We start from the raw sequence: 24565 nt of genomic DNA, 5'->3' as shown, positions 1-24565 counted from the left end.
ATCGAATGATGAACGGAATTTCCATGAACAAAGCACCGAACCCGTTACCCGAAGCAGACCTGGGCGACGAGCCGGAACTCGTGCGGTATGTCGATCTGCTGCTGACGAACCGTTGGCTGGTGGCCGGCATCGCGGCGGCCGTGTTCGCCGCGGGCGCGGCGTATGCGTTGCTGGCGCGCCCGATCTACGCGTCGAATCTGCTGATTCAGGTCGAAGACAGCACGGGCGGGGCCGACTCCCTGCTCGGTAGCGTGTCGTCGCTCTTCGACGGCAAGATCCAGGCGGCGGCCGAGATCGAGATCCTCCAGTCGAGAATGGTCGTCGGCCATGCCGTCAAGAACCTGCGCCTGTATATCGACGCGGCACCGAAGCGCTTCCCGTTGATCGGCAAGGCGATCGCCGCGCGCGCACACGGCCTGTCCCGGCCCGGGCTGTTCGGGTTCGGCGGATACGGCTGGGGCACCGAGTCGATCGAGATCGGCACGTTCGACGTGCCGAAAACCTTCGAGGGCGACCGGTTCGAACTGACGGCGCTGCCCGATGGCCGCTTCCGGCTGGAAAACGGCGATCTCGACCAGCCGATCGAAGGCGCACTCGGGCAGCTCGTCGAATCGACGCAGGCCGGCGGCACGTTCCGGATCCGCGTCGATGCACTCCATGCGCGGCCCGGCGCGGTGTTCCAGGTGGAACGTCATTCCGAACTGAAGACGCTGCAGCGGTTGCAGAAACACCTGACCGTGTCGGAGATTCGCAAGCAGAGCAACGTCATCAACGTGTCGCTGAAGGGTGAGGATCCCGACACGGTGGCGAACATCCTGAATACGATCGGCACGGCGTACGTCGCGCAGAACGTCAAGCGGAAATCGGCCGAGGCGGAGAAGTCCCTCGCGTTCCTCGAGAACGTGGCGCCGCAACTGAAACAGAACCTGGAACAGGCCGAAGCGAAATACAACGCGATGCGGCGCAAGCGCGGCACGTTCGACCTCGGCATCGAGGCGCAGGCCTACCTGCAGGACAGCATCGCAACCCAGGCAACGCTGCTGGCGTTGCAGCAGAAGCGCGCGGAGGCGTCGACCCGGTTCGCGGCCGGCCACCCCGAGATGCAGGCGCTCGATCGTCAGATCGATGGCGCGAAACAGAAGATCGACGGGCTGTCGGCGCGCCTGCGCGCATTCCCCGATATCGAACAGGACGAGCTCCGGCTTCGTCGCGACGTCGAAGTCGGCAACGAAATGTACGTCGGGGTGCTGAACAATATCCAGCAGCTCAGGCTGGTGTCGGCCGGCAAGGTAGGCAACGTTCGCGAAGTGGACAACGCGCCCGTCCCGGAAGAGCCGGTCGAACCGCGCAAGGCGTTGATTCTCGCGCTCTCAGCCATTCTCGGCGTGATGCTGGGCGTCACGGCGGCGGTCGCGCGCGAGTCGCTGTTCGGCGGTGTGAAGGACTCGAGCGACATCGAGCGCCGCACCGGATTGAGCGTCTACGGCACGATCCCCGATTCGCCGATGCAGCGGACCGCCGCCGCAACGGCCGCGCGGCGCGGGTACATCCCGTCGCTGCTGGCCAACGAGAGCCCCGCCGATGCCGCCATCGAGAGCCTGAAAAGCTTGCGCACGGCCCTCGGCCTGACCCTGCTCGACGCGAACAACAACCGGGTGCTGCTGACAGGGCCGAGCCCCGGTGTCGGCAAGTCCTTCGTGTCGGCCAACCTGGCTGCCGTGATGGCCGCCGCCGGCCATCGCGTGCTGCTGATCGATGCGGATATGCGGCGCGGTCATCTGCACGATTCGTTCGGCGTGCGGAGCGCACCCGGGCTATCCGACCTGCTGACGGGCCGCGTCTCGTTGCCGGACGCCACGCGGCACGGCGTCTCCAAAGGATTGGACTTCATCCCGACGGGCGCCGCTTCGCAATCCACGTCGGAGCTGCTGCTGGGTGAATCGACGACCCGGTTGCTCGACGAGATGAGCGCCGCCTACGACGTCGTGATCATCGACACGCCGCCGGTACTCGCGGTGTCGGACGCCAGCATTCTGGCGCCGCACTGCGCAACGACCTTCCTCGTGACCCGCGCGAGACAAACGACGATCGACGAGATCGCCGAATCGGCGAAGCAGCTGAACAGGATTTCGTCGGGCTTGCTCGGCGTCCTCTTCAACGGCATCGACACGCGCGCATTCGGCTATCGCACCCGATACGGCGCGTATCGATATGCGCCATACGGTGCGACCGAAGCGAACGACGCGCCCGCAACGCGCGAGCGGGAGGCGTCATGAAGATCGTGCATGTCGTGGAAACCTGGGTGGGCGGTATCGCCACCTATGTCGGCGCGCTGGCGCGCGAGCAGATCGCGATGGGCAATGAGGTCCTGCTGATTTGCGATCCCGACAAGATGACCGGCACGCCCGGTGTCGAAGGGCTGACGCTGATCGGATACCGGTCGAGCCGGCATCCGGCGCGCATCGCCAGGGTCGCGCGCGAGATCCGCGCGTTGCTGAAGGCCATCGGCCCGGACGTGATCCATTGCCACAGCACGTTCCCCGGCGTGTACGTGCGCCTGCGCCGGCATCGACACGCGAAGGTCCTGTACACCCCGCACGCGTGGGCGTTCCTGAAGAAGGACGTCGGCTCCGTGACGCGGCTGGGTTACGCGCTGACCGAGCGCCTGCTGGCGACTCGATGCGATCGGATCGTCTGCATGTCGCTGGAAGAATTGCGCGCGGCGCGCAAGTACCGGCTGCCGATGTCGAAGGTCGACCTCGTCTACACGGGCATTGCGGGCGACGAGGCCAGGACCGCCCTCGATCGTCCGTCCGGCAGCTCGACGATACGCGTCGGCTATTTCGGCCGCCTCGATTACCAGAAGGGTTTCGACGTCGTACTCGACGCGGTGCCGGCGCTGAAGCCGGACATCGAGATCAACGTGTACGGCATGGCAGTGCGCGGCGGCGTCGCGGCGGAGCGGGCAAGCGACGACCGGATCGTCTACCACGGCTGGGTCGATGCAGCCGCGACGAAGAGCGCCATGCAGGCGATGGACGTCGTGATCGTGCCGTCCCGCTGGGAAGGGCTCGCACTCGTGCCGATCGAGGCGATGCGCGCCGGCAAGGTGCTCGTCGTCTCCGGCGAAAGCTCGCTGCCCGAGCAGGTGATCCATGGCTACAACGGGATCATCCTCACCGAACTCACCGGGCAATGCCTCGCCGACAACCTGAACCGCCTGACGGTCGACAAATGCCGGCGCATGGGTGAGAACGCCCGGCACGTGTTCGACCAGACCTTCAGGCAGGAACATTTCCTGAAATCGCTGATGCGGATCTATGAACAAGCCTGACGTTTATCTGTTGCACGCATACAGCTCGCGAAACAGCGGCGACGGCCTGCTGGTCAAGTTGAGCCTGAAGGCGATCCGCGCCGCCGGCATCGACGGCGTCGTCACGATCGTCTGCCTCGATCCGGCATCGTTCCGCGGCTATCTCGACGACGCGAACATCCGCCTCTGGTCGCTGGCCCGTTTCTGCATCGAATCGGTGCGCCGCGTCGGCCGCGCGAGGCCGGCGCTGTTCTTCGGCGTGGGCGGCGGTTACCTGCGTGCGTCCAGCGGCATGGAGGGCTGGAAATCGCTGGTCGCGCACGGCAGCCAGCTGGCCTGCACGGCGTTGCGGCGCTCGAAGCGATCGATCTATCTGCCGCAGAGCATCGGTCCGCTGAAGTCGCTGCCGGGCACCCTGCTGGCGGCGTTGGTCCGGCGTTGCGTGGACGTCGTGTTCCTGCGCGACGACCAGAGCGTCGACGAGCTTGCACACCCGCACGGCATTCGCACGGGGGACCTCGTCGTGCTCGAGATCGGCCGGACACCGCGCCGCCAGCCGGACGCGGAACGCACTGCCGAACATCCCCGCCCGATCCGGTTCGTGTTCCGCGACCTGAAGGGCAAACCGTATCGCGACGACTACGTCACCCGTCTGCGTTGCGTCGCGAAGCTGCTGCCGAACGCGGGTTTCGCGCTGCAAAGCAGCGGCCGCGGCAACGGCGACGACACGTTCTATCGCGACACGTTCGATGTCGGGCAGGTCGACGATCTGGCGACGCTCGTCGCGCGCGAGCGCCCGGTGGTCGTCTCCGTCCGGCTGCACGGCAGCCTAGAAAGCGTGCTGGCCGGCGTGCCGAGCATTCATATCGCGTACGAGCGCAAAGGCCAGGCGGCGTACGACGACCTCGGCCTGTCGCGCTACGTGGTGCACGCCAGCGACTTCGACACAGGCCGCGTCGCCGCGCTCGCTCGCGAGCTTGCGCACGACGACAGCACGTACTGGCAGGCGCTGCGCACGGCAGACGCGACGCGCTACAACGAGATGATCGAAAGGATCCGACATGAAATCGAGCAGTTCAATCACCTTTGTGATGGACGGTAATTTTTCGCGCGTCGGCGACGAAATCTACAGTCCTCATATGGGCCACGAGAAGTTCGCGAACCGGTTCGCGCAGCATTTCGACGCGGTGCGGATCGTCGCTCGCGCGTTTCCTAAAGACCGGCCGATCGGCTCCGTCGTCACCGGGCCGAGCACGTCGTTCGTCGACCTGGGCGCAATTCGCGGCCGCCGCTGGCTGACGGGCTTGCCGCGTACAGCGGTACGGCTGTTCCGCGTCATCCGGAGCGCGCAAACACTGATGATCCGCTTTCCGGGCAATGTGGCAACGCTCGCACTGCTGCTGTGCTGGATCACGAGAAAGCCGTTCTCGGCCGAGATCGTCGCCGATCCGGAGGATTACTTCAGCAAGGATGCGTCGACCCATCCGTTGCGCCGCGTCGCGAAGTGGATCCATTGCAGCTCGACCGCGCTCGCCGCGCGGCGCGCGCAAAGCGTGCGATACGTGACGGAAACTTATTTGCAGGCGAAGTATCCGGCGCGCTCGCGCGCCGATTCGTTCGGCTTCAGCGATGCCTACCTGCCGAACGGGCTCTTCGCGGCGCGCGACGCCGACGCGCTCGCGCGATCCGGGTCGTTGCGGCTGATCAACGTCTCGATGATGCACAACCGAAGCAAGGGACACGTGGCGCTGCTCGAAGCCGTGTCGCGCCTGAAACGCAAGAACGTGCCCGTCGTGCTGACGCTCGTCGGCGACGGTGCGTTGCGCGGAGAACTGGAGGCGCTGGCCCATACGCTGGGCATCGCCAACGTCGTGGCATTCCGCGGACAGGTCTCGTCGGAAACAGCCTGCGCGACCGTCGCCGAACACGATCTGTTCGTGCTGCCCTCGCTTCAGGAAGGGATGCCGCGCGCGATGCTGGAAGCGATGGCAGTCGGCACGCCCGTGCTCGGAACCGGCGTGGGCGGCATACCGGAAGTGCTGCCTGCGAGCGACGTGATTCGGGCCGGGTCGGTCGAAGCGATCGTCGGTGCGGTCGAGGCGGTCGCACGCGACCGCGCCCAGCTCGTCGACATGCGCATCCGGCAGCAGGCGAAAGCCGCCGCGTTTTCCCGTTCGGCGCTGCAGGCAAAGTACGACGCGTACTGCCGTTACCTGGTCGAGCGATGCGCCGCCTGAACGCCGACTTGATCCATGTCGTCGCCAGCGCCGGCTTGCCGGCCCTGGTGAATTTCGTCGTGGCCGCACTGGCGCTGCATCTCCTCGACCCCGTGCTCGTCGGTCGCTCGTATGCGTTGCTGGCGCTGTTCTACGTCGCCATCGACGCCTTCAACTTCGGTTCCGCGCGCATCTACACGATCGATCGCATCCGGGCACGGTTTCCGAACCTGCTTCGGCTCGACTGCGTCAGCGCATTCGGTTCGACCGTGCTGTTCTGTCTGGCTTGCGCGCTGCTGGGCCGAACCGGCTCGATCGCGCTGCCGAACTGGACCGCCATGCTCGTCCTCGCGCCCGTTTGTTACGGGCTGTCGCACTTTGCGCTCGGATTCTTCCGGGTGACCCGGCGCAATGGCGTCGTGCTGGTCATCTCGACGATCTCGGCGCTTTCGCGGCTGGCCGTCATCGCGGTGCTCGCCGAATATCACGGCTTGCGCGGCCATCTTCCCGATCTGCTGCTGCTGGTCGAGGCCGCGTATGGCGCGCTGCTGCTGGCTGCCTACCTGTGGGTGACGCGTCGCGGCACGACCGGTCCGGAACCGAGCCGATATCCGCCCACCGTGCGCGGCGGGCTGCGTTGGTATCGCGACTTTATCGCGCAGGCGCGCGGCGAAATGCTGAGCAGCTGGTATGCGAACGCGGTGCTGTCCGGCGCCAAGCACCTCGACGTGCTGATCGTGTCCGCGGTGGCCGGGCCCGCCGGCGCCGCGCTGTATCGCGTCGCCAAAGGCTTCAACAATCTGGCCTTCAATTTCGGACAATCGGTTTCGCTGGCGATCAGCGGAAACGGCGGGCGGGCGCTTCGATTGATCGGCGGGACCGGGTTCGCGCGCAAGCTCGCGGCGAGCCTGTTGGCGGGGTTGATCGTTCTCGCCGCCGCATCGTATGCATTGCTGGAGATACGGTTGTTTCCGGTGCATTCGCTCGGCGGCCGGGCCAGTCAGTTTGCGTTCGTGTTCGCCGTGCTGCTGGGCGCCTGCCTCGTGTTTCTCTGCAGGATCCTGTCGCTGTGGCTATATGCGCGGAGCCGACGCGCGTTCGTGAAGATGGCGTCGTTCGAGGCTGTCCTCACGCTCGCGCTGGTCGCGGCGTTCGGCTGGAAGTTCGGCGCCTATGGCGCGATTTGCGGCGTCGGCACGGCGGCGTTCGTCATCCTGTCGTCGTCATGTGTCCTGCTGACGCGTCACGCCACGCTCGCCGCGCCGCTTCCGGCGACCGCCGGGCGGGAGCAGTCATGAAACGACGATCCTTCATCACGACGACGGTCGCGACCGCGCTGGCCCCGGGCGGGCTGCTTCGCGCGCGTACCCGCGAGACGAGCGACGCGCCAGGCACTCGCCGGGTTTTCGCACACTACATGGTGGCGTGGCCGAGAGGCGGAAAGACGGCCGGCCCCGAACAATATGCGCAGGAAATGCGTGACGCGATGGCGGCCGGCATCGACGGCTTCGCACTGAATTGCGGCGGGTGGCACGCTTCCGAGCCGTACTACAAACGGCGGGTCGAGATGATCTACGGCGCGGCCGACCGGTTCGACGGGGCGTTCAAGCTGTTCGTGTCCGCCGACGGTAACGCGCAAGACGAACTCGCGGACATCATCCGGACGGTTCGCGGACGCCGCGCGCAGTTGACGGTGGACGGACGACCCGTGCTGTCCGCGTACGCGCTGGGCGGCCGGCACGGCACCGGCGCACGATCGCTGATCGAGACCACCAGACGCCTTGGTGCGTATTTTGTCCCGCATCTGTCTCCGAGCACCGGAGAACGGGAAATCGACGCAAGCGTGGCGGCCGAGATCGTCGGAAAAATCCGTTCCGCGGACGGCTATTTCTATTTCGGTGCGGCGGGCGCGCCGTCGCTGCTGGCCCGCTCCACGCGCGCACTGGCTCCCGCGTTGCGCAACGCCGGCAAGGTCTTCATGGCGCCAGTGACGCCGTACTACCGGGGTTTGCCGCAAGGCACGAACTATCGCGCGTTCGAGACGCGCGGGTTCGCCGGCATGGCGGAGGAATGGCGCGCGGCGATCGAGTCCCGCGCGACCTGGGTGCAGATCGTGACCTGGAACGACTGGGCGGAATCGACGTATGTCGCGCCGACCGGGGGAGCCCGGCAGGCCTGCGTGTATGACGCGCGCTTCGGCCCGATCCTGAACCACGAAGGCTATCTGCGCGCGTCGCGTCATTACATCCGCTGGTTCAAGACGGGCAGCGAACCGCCGATCGTGCGCGACGAGCTGTTCTTTTTCTATCGTCCGGGCCTGGCGGGGCAACGCGAAGCGGCAGCCTATGGTCCTTCGGCGTCGACATACGGGTCGCCGCGCATGCCGCACGGGCCGCTCGTCGATCGCATTTTCGTGTGTGTATTCCTGACCGGCCCCGCTTTGCTGACGATCGGCCAGAACGCACGCGAGGACCGCCGGCCGCTACCGGCCGGAATTTCGTTCGTCGATGTCCCGAGCACGTCCGGTCTGCCGACCTTCTCGATCGTTCGTCGCGAGCGGGTCGTGCTCGAGTGTGCCGGCGAGCTGGCGGTGACAGAACCCGGCGGCAGCGGCCAGTACGGCTACTACAGCGGTTGGGCGCTCCAGGAACATTCTCGATGAATTCCTTGCAATCGAACCTCGAGGTGCGCCGAAAAGGCGACCACCGGCACATGATGTGGATGACGTTCGCCGTCGGCGCACTTGCCGCGATCGTCGCGACGCTGCTGATTACCCAGCGCATGCATGGCGTGCTGCTGCTACTGAACGTCGCGCTGTTGCTGGCGATCGCCGCCATTCGTCCGAGAACCCCGACCGTACGCTGGTTCCGGATCTTTCTGTTCTTCATTCTCGGCGTGTTCCCGCTGTGGCAACTGCTGGCGGTAGACGAGATCTATCTGCGACTGTTGCCGCAAGACGATCCGGCCGTCGCGCTCTGGTATTTCCTGAGCCTCGCCGGCGTGCTGGTCGTCAAGCTGACGCTCGACCTCAACGCAAGCCGCCTCGGCAACGCCGGCTTGCCGTTCGAACCCGGCATGCGCGTCAGCAGTCTCGCCTATCTGTTCGCGCTGCTGTCGCTCGGCGCGCTTGCGTTCATCTACGTCAAGCTGGGCGGTTACGCACGAATCGTCGAGTTGTACGACACGCGTGTCGAGCAAACCGGCACCGATAACGATCCGTTTCGCGGTTTGGGGGTCATTCAGGCGCTGGCCAACACGTCGCCGCTGTGGATATTCGTCTGCCTCATGATGCGACGCCGTCGCAGCGTCGTGCTGACGGCCGTGGCCTTCGTTCAGCTCGGCGTGCTGGGCTGGCTGTCGTCCGGCATCGCGGGGAGTCGCCAGGGTGTCGTCTTCGTGCTGGTGTTCGCACTGTTCATCCATCACAGCTTCATCGCGCGAATCAGGCCGCGCACGATCCGGATCGCCGGTATCGGCGTGGCACTGACCGGCCTGCTGTTGATGCCGTTGAAATTCGGCCTCGGCTACGACGACATCGCGAATCTGTCGCAGCGGTTTGCCGAGCAGCGCGATCTCGAGTTGAGCATGGGGCCGGTCAGCGTGTTCCTGTTTCGGGACCTGTCGCGCTTCGACGTGCAGGCACTGGCGATCGATACGGTCACGCAACCGGCCTATGCGTACCCGATGGGACGAAGCTTCGTCGGTGCGATCGCGTCGATCGTGCCAAGTGCGCTGTGGAGTGATCGCCCCGACACGTTCGCGCTGGAAAAATCCGAGATCATGCGCGATTTCGAGCGCACCGCGCTCGACAAGACAACCCTGTTGTTCGGCATGCCGGGGGAATTCCTGGTGAACTTCGGCATCGCCGGGTTCGTTTTGTCGTTTGCGATTCCCGCCATTCTGCTTGTCGTGCAAAACAACACGGGAATCCGCTCTCGCAGATGGCTGCCCCTACAGGCCGTGATGTGGCCGCTGCCGTTCCTGTTCTTTTTGTTCGACTCGAACGTCATGGTGTACTACACGGTGCGATGGATTCTGCTGTTCGGCTTGCCGATGGCGTTCGTGCTCAGGCAACCGCGACGATCGCGATAGACCGCCATCGACATGCTCGCGCCGCCGATCCGATGACGATCCGGCGTCGCGGCGTACGCCTTCGATCTCAAGGCCGCGACAACACCATCACCCGCCCCGACACGCGCTGCAGCTTCAGCCACCCGGTATCGGCTGTAAACCGAAGCTGCTGCAACGGAAAATCGAACCCGGCCTTCTGCGCCGCGCTGACCACCGCGTCGGCGATCCAGCGGATCAGTTCCTTGCCTTCGTCGGTGGTCTGGTGACCGTTCTGAACGCCATAGAAATAGCGATTCCCGGCGTTGACTTCGTTCTGCAGCTGCATCCAGTGTCCCGGCAGGCCCGGCAGCGTTCTGAACAGGTCGGCCACGCGCTGCGTCGTCAGGCCGCGCGCCCACAGTGCGCCATTCACCGCGGGCCGCGCCAGGTTGTGACGGTCTGCTTCCTGGGCCTGCTCCTTGATATCGCCTTTCAGAATATCGGGTTTCGTCATCGCACTGTCCTCGTGAGGGCCCCGCAATGGGCCGGTTGAATCAAAAAAGCGCCGAACATCGGGCGCACGCGTTGCGTGCACGATACCGCTAATCTCGAAATTGATCGCCTGTCAGGTATGTCAGGCCGGCGCGTTGCGATATTGCACGCAAGAATCAGCCTCGTCCGATAGGCGCCGCGACGGCGGGTCGATATGCTTATCGGGTGTGGTGCCGGTGGAATGTCTTGTTCAAGTTCGGAGTGAGCTGGTCATCTAACCTTCGCCGGCGCCGCACACCCCTCCCGTTGCGATCCGGCTTCGGTGTGGGCGTTCGGTGGTGGCCGGTGGGCGCGGCCACGACAGAGAAGACGATGTTGAAACAACACGCTGCCATATGCGAACGCCGAGCGCCTGCTCCGAAGCCGGATCCTCCCGCCATTCCCGCCTGCGCCGCCCATCATTCAATAATTCGCGACATGCATCGATATAATTTCGCGATTATGTCGATCGACAATCAATCGAATTCACGCCATTAAATCGAACTGTTTCAGCTTTCGATTTTCTGAACAATTTCCATTCCAGGCCGAATATTTTTCTATTTATTTTTCGCCATGCTGGCCGAGCCGTGTTTAAAACAGCAAACGTTTGCGCGACGCGGTGAAGTGCCTTATCCATCGATCTTCAGGAGGAAACATGGCCGACAATCAAACATCCTCGAATCGCGCCGGCGAGTTTTCGATCCCGCCGAACACCGACTTCCGCGCGATTTTCTTCGCGAATGCCGCCGAGCAGCAGCACATCAAGCTGTTTATCGGAGACAGCAAGGAACCGGCCGCTTATCACAAGCTGACCACGCGCGACGGCCCGCGCGAGGCCACGCTGAATTCGGGCAACGGCAAGCTCCGCTTCGAAGTGACGGTGAACGGCAAGGCGTCCGCCACCGATGCGCGCCTCGCGCCGATCACCGGCAAGAAGTCGGACGGCTCGCCGTTCACGGTCAACTTCGGCATCGTCGTGTCGGAAGACGGTCACGACAGCGACTACAACGACGGCATCGTCGTGCTGCAGTGGCCGATCGGCTGACCTGACGCGCGCTTGACGACCGACCTCGGCCGGCGCGCGGGAGGAAAACCCGCGCGCCGCTGTCGAACCCGCGATGGCGCCGGGGCCATCCACGCATTGCGAATCGATTCAATCGAGCAGTCATTTGCAGTCCCACGCTGTACTCCGTGCGCGACAACGGCGGGACCACTCGCCGGCCGCGCGACGCGAGACCTATCATCGAGACGAGGACGACATGTCACAACCGTTTACCCATGACGATCTTTACGCACTGCTGCAACTCGCCGGCAACGATGCAACCGCCGTACAGGCGAACGGCGACCAGGCGGTGCTCGACCGGATGCGCCAGTTCATGACCACGCAGCTCGTGGAAAAGCTGCCGCAATACGATGTGTTCGTCGACATCGCGACCATCCCGTACAGCTTCGACGTCGGCAGCTGGCAGAACAAGGTGAAGGCCGATGCGGCGGGGCAGGTGATCGCCTGCACGGTCACGTGGGCGGGCGCGCCCGGCGTGCTGCCGGGGGCCGCGGCAAAGTTCGGCGTCGGCGCGGTGGTCAATTACTTCTCGAAGGCAACGCCGCAACCGCAGCCCACCCAGCCGGGCACGACGACCGGCGGCGGCGAACGCGACGGCATCTTCAACCTGCCGCCGAACATCGCGTTCGGCGTGACGGCGCTGGTCAATTCGTCCGCGCAGCAGACGATCGAAGTCTATGTCGACGACAACCCGAAGCCGGCCGCGACGTTCCAGGGCGCGGGCACGCAGGACGCGAACCTGAACACGCAGGTCGTGAACTCGGGCAAAGGGAAGGTGCGCGTGGTGGTGACGGCGAACGGCAAACCGTCGAAGATCGGTTCGCGTCAGGTCGACATCTTCAAGAAGACCTACTTCGGGCTCGTCGGGTCGGAAGACGGAACGGATGGCGATTACAACGACGGCATCGCAATCCTCAACTGGCCGCTCGGCTAAGCAGCCGCGTCCTGCCAATCATCGCCACGCCGCCCGGCGTGGCGGTTCGCATTGGTACGCAGCATAGATGTGCGCGCCGCCCCCCCCGGCGGCGACCGCCCCAGCTCGACGGTCAGCCGTCGCTCGGTGCGCCGTGCTGCGACATCGCGAGCGACGGCGCCAACGTGGCCGCAGCCAGCTGCGTGCGCGCGGCGTGAGCCACGCGATTGAACGCGACCCGCTGCTCGCCCTTCAGTTTCGCCGCCCTGGCCGCCTGCACCAGTTCGATCGGATTCATGAGGCGGGCATGTCGCCGCACCTCGAAGTGCAGATGCGGGCCGGTCGCGGTGCCGGTGCTGCCGACCGCGCCGACACGCTGGCCGCGCACGACCCGCGCGCCGGTTCGCAGCGTCGGCTCGAACGCCGACAGGTGCGCGTAGTACGACGCATAGCCGCCGTCGTGCCGAATCACCACGTACTTGCCGTAGCCGCCCGGCTCGGTGCCGATGAAAGTCACGACCCCGCGCTCCGACGCGTGGACGGCACGGCCCGTGGGCGCGGCCAGATCCACACCGGAATGGACGTGACGCGCGCCCGTGACCGGATGCACTCGCGCGCCAAATTGCGAGCTGATTCGCGTCGCGTTGACCGGCATCGCAAACTGCGCACCGGCGAGCGGCATGCCGTCGAGATCGTAGTACGCGCCTGGCGAGCCCGCCTGCGGCGCGAACCACACGGCCGCGACACGCTGGCCGCGAAAGCGGATGTCGAGCGCAGTCACGCGCACGCGGCCCGGCACGGCTGCGCTGTCGTCCGGTTCGAAGGCGACGCGGAAGGTATCGCCAATCGCGCCGCGCTGCGTCGAATCGATCCGCCCGGCCAGCATGCGCGTGACCTGCGCGGCGACGTCGGCGGGCAGATCGGCGCGCGCGAGCGACGCGCGCAGGCTGCCGGTGATCACGCCGGCTCGCGTGCCGTTCCCCTGCTCCGCGAGCACGAACGGCTCGGCGGACGCCAGATCGACAGCACGCGCGTCGAGCGCCGGCGCAGCGCCGATTGCCGGAAGCGGCGACGCAAAACCGTACGCGAAGCGGGCCGCGTAATCGCGCTCGATTGCATCGCGCGCCGCATCGCAGAGGACGACGTACGGCGCACATGCACCGGTACGCATCGTGAACGTGACCGAAGCCGCGTCCGTGCGCGTGCTCGTCGCATGCGGCTCCAGCGCGACACGCGGCACGTCAGTCGATGCCAGCAAGCCGCCCCAGATGGTCCGGGCGGAATTGAAAAAAGGCACGTCGACAAGGTCGGCCGCTTGCGCAGTCATGGGCGAAAACGGCATGGCATCGGAAGATGCCCACGCCACCGCACCCTGCATGCCGGCAAGCGACGCCGCGGCAACGACACCGCGCACCAGCGCGCGGCGAATCGGAAAGCGGATGGCGCCGCAGCGCGCGGGCCGACCTTGTTCGCGTGCGAGACGTAAACACAGGTCAAGCCGCATTGCGTCGTCACTCGCTATCAATGAAAAAGGAGGGGGAAACCGGTTATCGCGGAGGAACGATCATCGCGATCCGGTAGCCTGGAAGCGAGTGTATCGGCACGGCCAACATAGCTGAATAGGACGAGTCCGATTTGTTTGAATACTCGATTAGTACACACACCAAATCGCGATTTTCACGGCGCTGACGCGTGAGATCCGGCCCCCATGCATTCGCGCGAACTACGCCATGGCGTGTACAGTCGAGGGCGGCCGACGCACGAGCGGATGCCCGCCCGATCACGGCGGACGACGCCACCCGTCGTGCCTTCTGTCCTCAAACCGGAATCCCGTCATGTTTCTCGATCATCTTCATCCGGAACGCTGGACGTTCCTGTGGAACGCGTTGTCCACGCTTTCGCTCAGGCTCTGCGCCGCCCTCGCGCTACTCGTCGCGGGCTGGTGGCTGTCGAAGCGCATCGGCAACTGGCTGAGCCGGCTGCTCACGAACAAGGAGCGCGTCGACGACACGCTGCGGCCGATCCTCTGCGACGTCGCCGTGTGGGGCATCCGCATCGTCGCGATCGTCGGTGCGCTTTCACAGCTCGGCATCGAAACCGCGAGCATCGTCGCGGTGCTCGGCGCGGCCGGCCTCGCGATCGGGCTCGCGCTGCAAGGCACGATGCAGAACATCGCGGCCGGCATCATGCTGTTGCTGCTGCGCCCGTTCAAGGTGGGCGACTATATCGACGGCGGCACGGGTGTCGCGGGCACGGTCGACGAGGTCGGGCTCTTCATGACGCGGCTGACGAAGCCGGACGGCATCTGCGAATACGTGCCTAACAGCGCGCTGTGGGGCAGCGCGATCCGCAACTACACGCGCAATCCGACCCGCCGTCTCGATCTCGAAGTGGAAGTGTCCGTGCACGACGACATCGATCGTGCGCTCGATGCGCTGCGCGCGCTGGCCGAAGCCGATCCCGACGTGCTGCAGGATCCCGCGCCGGACGTGATGGTGATGCGCTTCGACGACAGCACGGCGGTCGCGAACATGCGCGTGTGGACGCACACGGACAAGTTCTGGGCGATGCGCTGGCGCCTCGCGCGCCAGGTGCGCAAGACGCTCGCCGACGCGGACTGCGCGCTGCCGATCCGCACGCGCGAGCTGCACATCGTGCACGACGTCGAACGGCAGCCGCAGCAGATCGAGCCGCGCCGCGTACAGGCGTCGTGACACGTCGGGGCGCACCACCGCGCATGCCGCGCGGCGCGGCGCCCCCCGCCTGCGTTACATCCTGACGATATCGAGCAGCGCCTTCCTGCCGCTCCTGTACGTGAACACCGAGATCGCGCCGTGCTTCAGGTCGCCCTGCGGCGTGAAGCGCGTTTCGCCGATCACGCCGCGATAGTCGGTCGCCGGCATCGCGGCGAGCACCCTGGCCGGGTCCGTCGAATTCGCGCGCTGCATCGCGTCGACGATGATGTACACCGCGTCGTACGAGAACGGCGCGTACACCTGCATCGGCTGGTGGTAGCGCGCTTCGTAACGCTTCACGAACGCCGCGCCGCCCGGCATCTTCTCGAGCGCGATGCCTGCTTCCGAGCACACGACATTGTCCGACGCCGGACCCGCTAGCTTCGGCAAGTCGGTCGAGCACACGCCGTCGCCGGCAAGGATCTTCGAGCGCAGGCCGAGCTGGCGTGCCTGCTTCGCGAGCGGGCCGCCCGTCGCATCCATCCCGCCGTACATGATCGCGTCGGGGTTCTCGCCCTTGATCTTCGTGAGGATCGCGCGGAAGTCGATCGCCTTGTCGTTGGTCGCGTCGCGCGAGATGACCTTCATCCCGGCCGATTTCGCCGCCTTCTCGAACTCGGTCGCGAGGCCCTGCCCGTACGCGGTCGCATCGTCGACCACGGCGACCGTCCTGATGCCCAGTTGCTTCGCCGCATACATCGCCAGCGCGGGCCCTTGCTGCGCATCCGTCGCGACGACGCGATAGGTCGTCTTGAAGCCCTGCTGCGTGTACGTCGGGTTGGTCGCGGCCTGCGAGATCTGCACGACGCCGCCGTCGCGATAGACGCGCGACGCCGGAATCGACGTGCCCGAGTTGTGATGGCCGACGACGCCGACCACCTTGTCGTCGACGAGCCGCTGCGCGACCTGCGTCGCGGTGCGCGGGTCGCCCGCGTCGTCCTGCGCGTCGAGTTGCAGCGTGACTTTCTTGCCGCCGATCACGAGCCCCTTCGCATTGATCTCCTCGACCGCGAGCCGCGCGCCGTTCTCGCTGTCCTTGCCGAGGTGCGCGATCGCACCGGTCAGCGGCGCGACGTGCCCGATGCGCACGATCTCGTCCGCGTGCGCGGGCAGCGCGGACCATGCGCCCGCCAGCGCGGCCGCGATCGCGCATGCCATCTTGTTCCGATGTCGATTCATGTTCGTCTCCTTCGTTGTCGCGCTTCGTTCGTGACGGGATCGTCGTTCATCAAAGGCAAGGCGATACGGTCACGCGCGCCCTTCGAAACCGAGCAGCACGTTCACCGCGTTGATACCGATTTCCTCGACCATGTAGCCGCCTTCCATCACGAACAGCGTCGGCAGGTCCAGGCGCGCGAGCGCTTCGCCGACGCGCAGGTAGTCGGGCGAGCGCAGCCGGAAATGACTGATCGGGTCGTGCTCGAACGTGTCGACGCCGAGCGACACGACGAGCAGGTCGGGCGCATGTGCGGCGATCGCAGCGGCCGCGTGGTCGAGCGCCGTCGCGTAGGTGTCCCACTGCGTGCCCTTCGGCAGCGGCAGGTTCAGGTTGAAACCCTCGCCCGCGCCGCTGCCGCGCTCGTGCGCGTAGCCGGAGAAGTACGGATACGACACCGGCGGCTCGCCGTGGATCGACGCGAACAGCACGTCCGCGCGGTCGTAGAAGATGTCCTGCGTGCCGTTGCCGTGGTGGAAGTCGACGTCGAGCACCGCGACGCGCGACGCGCCGCTCGCGATGCCGTGCTGCGCGGCGATCGCCGCGTTGTTCAGGTAGCAGTAGCCGCCCATGTACTCGCGGCCCGCATGGTGGCCGGGCGGGCGGCACAGCGCGAACGCCGCGCGCGCGCCGCCGTTCGACAGCAGGTCGGCGCCCGTGAGCGCCGAGTTCGCGCTCGCGCTCACCGCGTCCCACGTGCCGGCGTTGATCGGCGCGCCGGCGTCCATCGCGAAGAAGCCGAGCTTGCCGTCGATGAACTCGGGCAGCGTCGCCGACGACGGCATCGCGCGCACCGGCCACACGAGCGGCAGCGCCTGGCAGGTGCGGCCGGTCGCGGTCCATTCGTCCCACGCGCCGGCGAGAAACTCGACATAGCGCGCGCTGTGCGCGCCGGCATAGCACGCGCGGTCGAACGCGCGCGGCGCGATCACGTCGCCGAGGCCGGCCGCGCGCACCTGCGCGAGCACCGTCTCGGCGCGCAGGGGGTTCTCGAACGACTCGGTGATCGCGCCGTCCTTCAGTTCGACGCCGCGATGCAGACGGTGATCGCTGCTGTAGACCGTGAGCATGGTTGACCGTTGCAGTGAAGGCTGTGAGGGGTGAAAACAGTCTATTGATGCCGGCCGGCAATAACTTTGCTTTCCACCCCTTCGTTTCGTACAATTTTGAGAAAACCGCCTACGGAGACCCGACAATGAGCAAAAATCGCGCTTCGGTGGAACTGGACGGCGTCGACCGCTCGATGCTTCGCCTGCTGCAGGAAGACGGCGCGCTGTCGAACGCGACGCTCGGCGAGAAGCTGTCGCTGAGCGTCACGCCGTGCTGGCGCCGCCGCAAGCGGCTCGAGGACGAGCACGTGATCACCGGCTACCAGGCGAACCTCGACCGGCGCGCGCTCGGCATGAACGTGTTCGCGTTCGTGCAGGTCACGTTCAACATGCATTCGGACCAGGATCCGGATCACTTCGAGGAGGTGATGCGGCGTCACGACGAAGTGACGTCGTGCCACAAGATCACCGGCGCGGCCGACTACATCCTGCAGGTCGTCGCGGCCGATCTCGACGCGTACGCGGAATTCGTCGAACGCGTGCTGAGAAAACAGGCCGGCGTGTCGTCGATCCAGTCGAGCCTCGCGCTGCGCGAGGTCAAGTTCTCGTCGCGCGTGCCGGTGCCGGATGCGTGATCGTTCGTGTTGTCATGCGCCCGCGCGCGGGCATCCGCTGTCGATCGTCACTTCATGGAGCGCTACCTATGAAACGTCTTCTACCTTCCGCCTCGCTTGCCGCAACGATCGCCTGCGCACTCGCATTGGGCGGCTGTGCGGCGCAATCGTCCGCACCGGCCGCTTCGTCGACGCCTGCCCAACCTGCCACGCCGGCCGCCCCGCCGATGGTCGGCGGCGATCGCGACGCGCACGGCTGCATCGGCTCGGCCGGCTATTCGTGGTGCGAACAGACCCAGCAATGCGAACGCCCGTGGGAGCTCGCGAAGCAGAAGGGTTTCGCGAATTCGGCGCAAGCGTACGAGCAGTTTTGCCACAACAATTTCGCGAAGTGACGTGACCTGACCTGACGTAAAGCGATCATGTCGCGGCGCGATGCCGCGACATGACGCGCCCGCATTCCATCCCGCTGCCGCCCGGTTATCCACATCTTTTCCGGTTCCGGCGACCGTCGTTCCGGAATCCCGGACACGCAAAAAACCCCACAAAAACAAGGGCATTTTTCGTTTGTGACACAGCAAACGAGTTCGGTTACATTACGCGCCCCTTGCCATACCGCCCCCGCAAAACGCGTCGCGCGCGGCCTCTTTCCACGCAGCCCGAAGCGCCTTCCGCGCAGGCTTGCAGCGAGGGCCCCGGCGCGTTGCGCGCCATCGCGACGCACGCATTTGCCTGACTGCGACAAGCCGATCCGAAGGTGTCCTTCGCGACGGCTGCGCGTGCGCAAATGCAACGGCGAACACGGTCGATCCGGAATTCCGGATTCGCGGTCCGGATCTCCGGATGCGCGAGCCGGTTGCGGTTCCGCATCGGCCGGGCGGCATGGCAAACCGATGCATTCAAGTTGAAGAGGGATCTGTTGTGATCAAAACGTTACGGGTAATACTGTCGGCGCTCGCGCTGTGCGTCGCCGCGTCGTCCGCGCACGCCGCCGATACGAAGAAGGTCGACGTCCTGCTGGTGGGCGGCGGCATCATGAGCTCGACGCTCGGCGTCTGGCTGCACGAGCTCCAGCCCGACTGGTCGATGACGATGGTCGAGCGCCTCGACGGCGTCGCGCTGGAAAGCTCGAACGGCTGGAACAACGCGGGCACCGGCCACTCGGCGCTCGCCGAGCTGAACTACACGCCGGAGAAGGCGGACGGCAAGGTCGACATCTCGAAGGCGATCGAGATCAACGAGTCGTTCCAGATCTCGCGCCAGTTCTGGGCCTGGCAGGTCCGCCAGGGCGTGCTGAAGAACCCGCATTCGTTCATCAACTCGACGCCGCACATGAGCTTCGTGTGGGGCGACGACAACGTCCGCTTCCTGAAGAAGCGCTACGACGCGCTGCAGGCGAGCCCGCTGTTCCGCGGGATGCAGTATTCGGAAGACTACGACCAGATCAAGCAGTGGGTGCCGCTGATGATGGAAGGCCGCGACCGCTCGCAGAAAGTCGCCGCCACCTGGACGCCGATCGGCACCGACGTGAATTTCGGCGAGATCACGCGCCAGTTCGTCGGCTACCTGAAGACGCAGCCGAACTTCACGCTGTCGCTGTCGAGCGAAGTGCGCGAGATCTCGCGCAACGCGGACGGCACGTGGCACGTGTCGTGGGTCAAGCTGCACTCGGATGAACCGCCGCAGGCCGTCGACGCGAAGTTCGTGTTCATCGGCGCCGGCGGCGGCGCGCTGCACCTGCTGCAGGCGTCGGGCATCCCCGAGGCGAAGGACTACGGCGCGTTCCCGGTCGGCGGCTCGTTCCTCGTGACCGACAACCCCGAGGTCGTGAAGCGGCACCTCGCGAAGGCGTATGGCAAGGCGTCGGTCGGCTCGCCGCCGATGTCGGTGCCGCACCTCGACACGCGGATCATCGACGGCAAGAAGATCATCCTGTTCGGGCCGTTCGCGACGTTCTCGACGAAGTTCCTGAAGAACGGCTCGTACTTCGACCTCGCGAAGAGCACCAACCTGCACAACGTCGCGCCGATGATGCGTGTGGGCGTCGACGAATTCCCGCTGGTCCAGTACCTCGCCGGCCAGCTGATGCTGTCCGACGACGACCGTTTCAACGCGCTGAAGGAATATTTCCCCGACGCGAAGAAGGAAGACTGGCGCCTGTGGCAGGCCGGCCAGCGCGTGCAGATCATCAAGCGCGACCCGAAGAAGGGCGGCGTGCTGAAGCTCGGCACCGAGATCGTCAGCTCGCAGGACGGCAGCATCGCGGGCCTGCTCGGCGCATCGCCGGGCGCGTCGACGGCGGCGCCGATCATGCTGAACCTGATGCAGAAGGTGTTCAAGGACAAGGTCGCGACGCCCGAATGGCAGCAGAAGATGCGCCAGATCGTGCCGAGCTACGGCACGAAGCTGAACGACAGCCCGGCGAAGGTCGTCGAGGAATGGACCTATACGAGCGACGTGCTGCAGTTGTCGCCGCCGCCGAAGATCGATCTGACGACGCCGTCGCAGGCGACGGGCGCGGCCCCGGCGCGCCCCGCGAAGGCCGCGGCCGACATGGCGCTGTAACGCGTCCGGCCCCGTTTCATCGCATCGCACGGCCGCCCTCCGGGGCGGCCGTTTTACATGGCCGATGCGGGCGAGGCTGCCGCGCACCGATCGGCGGGGCGTACTTGCCAGTTGCCGACAGCCGGCCCGGGGAGTGCCGATGGACCGCTGGCGGCCCTCCGCCAGCGACACCGGCATCCCGCTGCCGGCCCTCCGCCGCTGGACGGCCGCCACCGGTCGTCCGCCACCGGTCGTCCGCTACCAGCCCTCCGCTACCGCCCCTCCGCCGCCGGCCGCCCGCATCCGCTAGAATTGCGGGCACGCGCGACGCTGTCGCCCCCGATCCACCACCCGCATCGACGCGGTCCACGCGACCGCCGGTGCGGCCCGCGCCCGAACCGCGCGAGCGCCGCACCCCGTTGCCGCGCCCGCCGGGCGCGCCACCAACCGAATTCAGCTGGAGAATGACCGTGTTTACCTGCAGAAACCAGAGCTGCGGCACGCAGTGGGAGACGTCCGACGTCGTGATCAAGGACGAAGGCCAGGGGCTGCTGTTCCGCTGCCCGCTATGCGGCGCGCGCAACTATCTCGAGCGCTTCGACGCGGAAGACGGCACGGTCGTCTACGAGCAGATGGCCGGCCGCCCTTACCTCGGAGACGTGGAATGACCGAGCCGACCGCCACGCCCTTCAGCGCGCTGCCGCTGACGCCCGCCGCGCTCGCGAACCTCACGCAGCTCGGCTACGTCGACATGACGCCGATCCAGGCCGCGAGCCTGCCGATCGCGCTGGCCGGCCACGACCTGATCGCGCAGGCGAAGACGGGCAGCGGCAAGACCGCCGCGTTCTCGCTCGCACTGCTGGCGCGCCTCGACACGCGCCGCTTCGACGTGCAGGCGATGGTCCTGTGCCCGACGCGCGAGCTCGCCGACCAGGTCGCGCAGGAAGTGCGCCGCCTCGCGCGCGCCGAGGAAAACGTGAAGGTGCTGACGCTGTGCGGCGGCACGCCGATGCGCCCGCAGGCGCAGAGCCTCGAACACGGCGCGCACATCGTCGTCGGCACGCCCGGCCGCATCATGGATCACCTCGACCGCGGCAACCTGAAGCTCGACGCGCTGAACACGCTCGTGCTCGACGAAGCCGACCGGATGCTCGACATGGGCTTCTTCGACGACATCGCGAAGGTTGCGCGGATGTGTCCGACGACGCGCCAGACGCTGCTGTTCTCGGCGACCTATCCGGACGGCATCGCGAAGCTGAGCCAGCAGTTCCTGCGCAATCCGAAGGAAGTGAAGCTCGAGGAGCGCCACGACAACAGCAAGATCCGTCAGCGCTTCTATGAAGTGGCGGAAACCGAACGTCTGCACGCGGTCGGCCAGCTGCTGAACCACTACCGGCCGGTGAGCACGATCGCGTTCTGCAATACCAAGCAGCAATGCCGCGACCTGCTCGACGTGCTGCACGCGCAGGGCTTCCACGCGCTCGCGCTGCACGGCGAGCTCGACCAGCGCGAGCGCGACCAGGTGCTGATCCAGTTCGCGAACCGCAGCTGCTCGGTGCTGGTCGCCACCGACGTCGCCGCGCGCGGGCTCGATATCGCGCAGCTCGAGGCGGTGATCAACGTCGACGTGACGCCCGACCCCGAGGTGCACGTGCACCGCATCGGCCGCACCGGCCGCGCGGATCAGGAAGGCTGGGCGCTGAGCCTCGCCAGCATGGACGAGATGGGCCGCGTGGGCGCGATCGAGCAGGCGCTGAAGCGCGAAGTCGAATGGCATCCGCTCGCGGAACTGAAGCCGGCCGGCAACGACACGCTGCTGCCGCCGATGGAAACGCTGCAGATCCTCGGCGGGCGCAAGGACAAGATCCGCCCGGGCGACGTGCTCGGCGCGCTGACCGGCGATGCAGGGTTCGACGGCAAGCAGATCGGCAAGATCAACGTGACCGAGTTCTCGACTTATGTCGCGATCGAGCGCGGCGTCGCGCACGACGCGCTGCGCAAGCTCAATGCGGGGAAGATCAAGGGCAAGCGGGTCAAGGTCCGATTGATGGACGAGGAGTGATTTCGAGCGGCGCGACTGTCACGGCAGCCGCGCCGCCGCATCACGCCAGCTCGGGATACCCATGCGCGGCCGCGTCCCGCGCGAACCGGGCAATCGTGTCGTACGCGCCCGGCGGCAGGCGCTCAAATCCCTTCAGCCGCAGCACGTTCGCCCGTTCCGGATCGACCGCGACCGCGTGATCGAGCGCATCCCGCAACGCCTCCACCCGCTCCCATTCCAGCGTCTTCGACGCAATCAACGGCAACCCCGGCGCCGACGCCGTCATGCCGATGATCCGGATCTCGTTCAACAGCTCGGGCAACGCGTCGCGCACGTACGCGAACGTCACGCAGTCGATCGCCGCGCAATCGGCGTCGCCGGCCGCCAACGCGCGCAGCACGTTCAGGTGCGAGCCGAACGACATGACCGAACCGAAGAAACGTCCGTCATGCGCATGCGGCGCGACCGCATGCCGGAACGCGTTCATCCCGCTGTGCGAATCGTCGCCGTTGAATGCGGCCCGCAATCCGCGACATGCAGCCAGCGTCGTCGCGCCGCCCGCATGCACGCGCGCCGACACGGCAAGCACGCTGCTGTAGCGCGCGCCGTCGCAGCCGGGCGCATCGAAGGCCGGCGTCGCGATCAGGTGCACGGCATCGCGCAAGCCGAGCATCCGGTACGGATAGCCGCACGTCTGCGACAACAGCAGGTCGTTGCGCCACCACAGCGCGTGCAGATCGCCGAACGGTTCATCCAGCAGCACGACGTCGGCAGGCCCGCCGGCGCGCGCGAATGCATCGAGCGCGTCACGCAGCAACGCACGCCACAGTGCGGCGTGGCGCGGCGTCACGTTGTACATCGGCAGTCCGGCGATCCATTGGCTCATTCGTGCATTCTACGCATCGGATGTGCCCGTAAGAAAGCCGGTTCGCCCACATTTCCGCGAGGTTCGGCACCGGGCGGAGACTGCCAATGCTTATCGGCCGCGCGGCGATAAGCAAATGCGAATTGCTTGGTTGGTCTGACGATGCAGCCCGGTTAGCGTTCCACTGTCGCAACGCGGTCGCATGCCGCTGTAGCGGTCGATCGCGAGCCGCGACGCCTGTCGGCCCATCGCATCACGCCCCGCACCGGCGCGCTCGCCCGCTTCCCGCATCGCCCGCACTACCCGTTTCATCCCGCCTCAGCACCATGGCCGAATACTTCGACGTCGACCACGCGCGCGCGATCGCCACGCTCGACGCCCGCTTCACCGCCCGCACCGAGTGGCCGACCTGGCTGCTGGTCGTCGCGATCTACGGCGGCTGGCTCGCCGTGCTGCTGCTCGTGCGCGCCGAACGCCTGCCGCTCGCGGCCGCGACTCCGCCGCTGATCCTGCTCGGCGCGTGGCACATGTCGCTGCAGCACGAGCTGCTGCACGGCCATCCGACGCGTTCCGCGTTCGTGAACCGGCTGCTCGGCTATCCGCCGCTGACGATCTGGTATCCGTACACGCTGTACCGCGACACGCACCTCGATCATCACCGCGACGAGGACCTGACCGTGCCGGGCGTCGACCCGGAAACGAACTATGTGTCTCGCGAGCAGTGGGCGCGACTGCCGCGCTGGCGTCGCGCACTGACGGTTGCGCGCACCACCTTCGTCGGACGTCTCGTGTTCGGGCCGCCCATGAGCGTCGTCGCGATGTTCATCGACACGTTCCGCACATTCCGGCGCGGCGACTTCCGTTATCTGCGGATGTGGGTCACGCACGCCGCCTGCGTGATCGCGCTGCTCGCATGGCTGCAATGGGCGATCGGCGTGCCGTGGTGGTACTACCTGCTGGCGGTCACGTGGCCCGCGCTGTCGCTCGCGATGATCCGTTCGCTGTTCGAGCACCGCGCGGCGCGACATCCGAAGGCGCGCATCGTGATCAACGAAGCCGGCTTCGCGATGCGGCTGTTGTACCTGAACAACAACTATCACCTCGTGCATCACGACCTGCCGAAGCTGCCGTGGTACGACCTGCCGCGCGCGTACCGGATGCGGCGCGACGCGTATGCGGAAAAATGCGGCGGCTTCGTGATTCGCGGCGGGTATCGCGAACTGCTGGCGCGCCATGCGTGGACGCCGACCGACACGGCCGTGCATCCGTTCGACCAGGGCACGGCGTCGCTGTCGACCGGCAGCGGCGCGACGGTGGCCGCTATCGACGGCTATCTTCAGATCAGTACGTGATGCGCGCTCGGGCCGTGCTGCATCGTGACGCCGCCCGAGTCGAACGCGCATCCGCAAGGCCGT

The 24565-nt window shown here is 66.3% G+C and carries 21 protein-coding genes; 16 read left to right on the top strand and 5 right to left on the bottom strand.

Going from position 1 to position 24565, the window contains the following annotated elements:
• Positions 1-23: 23 nt before the first annotated feature.
• From SB771_RS25755 to SB771_RS25725, 7 genes are read left to right on the top strand one after another with little or no spacing between them, the layout of a single operon-like run.
• Entirely contained in the window at positions 24-2276 is a 2253-nt protein-coding gene (locus SB771_RS25755) for a polysaccharide biosynthesis tyrosine autokinase (RefSeq protein WP_244096749.1), read from the top strand.
• Positions 2273-3334: a glycosyltransferase family 4 protein gene (locus SB771_RS25750; protein ID WP_175659837.1), complete on the top strand. Its 1062-nt coding sequence runs from the start codon at positions 2273-2275 to the stop codon at positions 3332-3334. The genes SB771_RS25755 and SB771_RS25750 overlap by 4 nt, the downstream gene beginning before the upstream one ends.
• Positions 3321-4415, top strand: coding sequence for a polysaccharide pyruvyl transferase family protein (locus SB771_RS25745; RefSeq protein ID WP_175659838.1), 1095 nt, complete (start codon positions 3321-3323; stop codon positions 4413-4415). Before SB771_RS25750 ends, SB771_RS25745 begins: the two co-directional genes overlap by 14 nt.
• Positions 4375-5550 (top strand): glycosyltransferase, encoded by a 1176-nt coding sequence (locus SB771_RS25740; protein WP_244096750.1) that lies wholly within the window; start codon positions 4375-4377, stop codon positions 5548-5550. Before SB771_RS25745 ends, SB771_RS25740 begins: the two co-directional genes overlap by 41 nt.
• Positions 5538-6827 carry a hypothetical protein gene (locus SB771_RS25735; protein WP_175659839.1) on the top strand — a complete coding sequence of 430 codons (1290 nt, stop codon included), beginning with the start codon at positions 5538-5540 and terminating at the stop codon, positions 6825-6827. The genes SB771_RS25740 and SB771_RS25735 overlap by 13 nt, the downstream gene beginning before the upstream one ends.
• Positions 6824-8191, top strand: coding sequence for a glycoside hydrolase family 71 protein (locus SB771_RS25730; RefSeq protein WP_175660144.1), 1368 nt, complete (start codon positions 6824-6826; stop codon positions 8189-8191). The genes SB771_RS25735 and SB771_RS25730 overlap by 4 nt, the downstream gene beginning before the upstream one ends.
• Positions 8188-9621: a hypothetical protein gene (locus tag SB771_RS25725; RefSeq protein WP_175660145.1), complete on the top strand. Its 1434-nt coding sequence runs from the start codon at positions 8188-8190 to the stop codon at positions 9619-9621. The genes SB771_RS25730 and SB771_RS25725 overlap by 4 nt, the downstream gene beginning before the upstream one ends.
• 67 nt (positions 9622-9688) lie before the next feature.
• Here the strand turns inward: SB771_RS25725 and SB771_RS25720 are convergent, their stop codons facing one another.
• Complete coding sequence (locus tag SB771_RS25720; RefSeq protein WP_006756235.1) at positions 9689-10093, bottom strand: hypothetical protein; 405 nt, start codon at positions 10091-10093, stop codon at positions 9689-9691.
• Positions 10094-10765: 672 nt separating this feature from the next.
• On the opposite strand from SB771_RS25720, the gene SB771_RS25715 reads away from it, so the two are divergent.
• Together SB771_RS25715 and SB771_RS25710 are read left to right on the top strand one after the other, a co-directional pair.
• Entirely contained in the window at positions 10766-11155 is a 390-nt protein-coding gene (locus SB771_RS25715) for a fucose-binding lectin II (protein ID WP_175659840.1), read from the top strand.
• A gap of 214 nt (positions 11156-11369) precedes the next feature.
• Positions 11370-12107 (top strand): fucose-binding lectin II, encoded by a 738-nt coding sequence (locus tag SB771_RS25710; RefSeq protein ID WP_175659841.1) that lies wholly within the window; start codon positions 11370-11372, stop codon positions 12105-12107.
• Between the two features lie 112 nt (positions 12108-12219).
• On the opposite strand, the gene SB771_RS25705 is transcribed toward SB771_RS25710, so the two are convergent.
• Positions 12220-13590, bottom strand: coding sequence for a M23 family metallopeptidase (locus SB771_RS25705; RefSeq protein WP_175659842.1), 1371 nt, complete (start codon positions 13588-13590; stop codon positions 12220-12222).
• Positions 13591-13921: 331 nt separating this feature from the next.
• On the opposite strand from SB771_RS25705, the gene SB771_RS25700 reads away from it, so the two are divergent.
• Entirely contained in the window at positions 13922-14800 is an 879-nt protein-coding gene (locus tag SB771_RS25700) for a mechanosensitive ion channel family protein (protein WP_165752351.1), read from the top strand.
• 54 nt (positions 14801-14854) lie between these two features.
• Here SB771_RS25700 and SB771_RS25695 read toward each other — a convergent pair whose 3' ends face one another.
• Both SB771_RS25695 and SB771_RS25690 read right to left on the bottom strand, forming a co-directional pair.
• On the bottom strand, positions 14855-16000 hold the full coding sequence (locus tag SB771_RS25695; protein ID WP_175659843.1) for a branched-chain amino acid ABC transporter substrate-binding protein: 1146 nt from the start codon (positions 15998-16000) through the stop codon (positions 14855-14857).
• A 69-nt stretch (positions 16001-16069) separates the two neighbouring features.
• Positions 16070-17107 (bottom strand): histone deacetylase family protein, encoded by a 1038-nt coding sequence (locus SB771_RS25690; protein WP_175659844.1) that lies wholly within the window; start codon positions 17105-17107, stop codon positions 16070-16072.
• A 125-nt stretch (positions 17108-17232) separates the two neighbouring features.
• Between SB771_RS25690 and SB771_RS25685 the strand changes: the two genes are divergently transcribed.
• The 5 genes from SB771_RS25685 (at position 17233) to dbpA (ending at position 22306) form a co-directional block, all read left to right on the top strand.
• On the top strand, positions 17233-17721 hold the full coding sequence (locus SB771_RS25685) for an Lrp/AsnC family transcriptional regulator (RefSeq protein ID WP_175659845.1): 489 nt from the start codon (positions 17233-17235) through the stop codon (positions 17719-17721).
• A 68-nt stretch (positions 17722-17789) separates the two neighbouring features.
• Entirely contained in the window at positions 17790-18095 is a 306-nt protein-coding gene (locus SB771_RS25680; RefSeq protein WP_175659846.1) for a hypothetical protein, read from the top strand.
• A 487-nt stretch (positions 18096-18582) separates the two neighbouring features.
• Positions 18583-20265 carry a malate dehydrogenase (quinone) gene (mqo, locus tag SB771_RS25675; RefSeq protein ID WP_175656909.1) on the top strand — a complete coding sequence of 561 codons (1683 nt, stop codon included), beginning with the start codon at positions 18583-18585 and terminating at the stop codon, positions 20263-20265.
• A 449-nt stretch (positions 20266-20714) separates the two neighbouring features.
• Positions 20715-20912, top strand: coding sequence for a hypothetical protein (locus tag SB771_RS25670; protein WP_006756243.1), 198 nt, complete (start codon positions 20715-20717; stop codon positions 20910-20912).
• Complete coding sequence (gene dbpA / locus SB771_RS25665) at positions 20909-22306, top strand: ATP-dependent RNA helicase DbpA (RefSeq protein ID WP_011660030.1); 1398 nt, start codon at positions 20909-20911, stop codon at positions 22304-22306. The genes SB771_RS25670 and dbpA overlap by 4 nt, the downstream gene beginning before the upstream one ends.
• Before the next feature lie 40 nt (positions 22307-22346).
• Here the strand turns inward: dbpA and SB771_RS25660 are convergent, their stop codons facing one another.
• Entirely contained in the window at positions 22347-23171 is an 825-nt protein-coding gene (locus SB771_RS25660; RefSeq protein WP_175659847.1) for a phosphate/phosphite/phosphonate ABC transporter substrate-binding protein, read from the bottom strand.
• 305 nt (positions 23172-23476) lie between these two features.
• Between SB771_RS25660 and SB771_RS25655 the strand changes: the two genes are divergently transcribed.
• Complete coding sequence (locus SB771_RS25655; RefSeq protein WP_175659848.1) at positions 23477-24502, top strand: fatty acid desaturase; 1026 nt, start codon at positions 23477-23479, stop codon at positions 24500-24502.
• Positions 24503-24565 lie beyond the last annotated feature (63 nt).

Source organism: Burkholderia sp. SIMBA_051, assembly GCF_046534915.1.
GTDB lineage: Bacteria > Pseudomonadota > Gammaproteobacteria > Burkholderiales > Burkholderiaceae > Burkholderia > Burkholderia ambifaria.
Note: the sequence above shows the minus strand (reverse complement) of the source record. Positions and strands in the feature narration are given on the sequence as shown.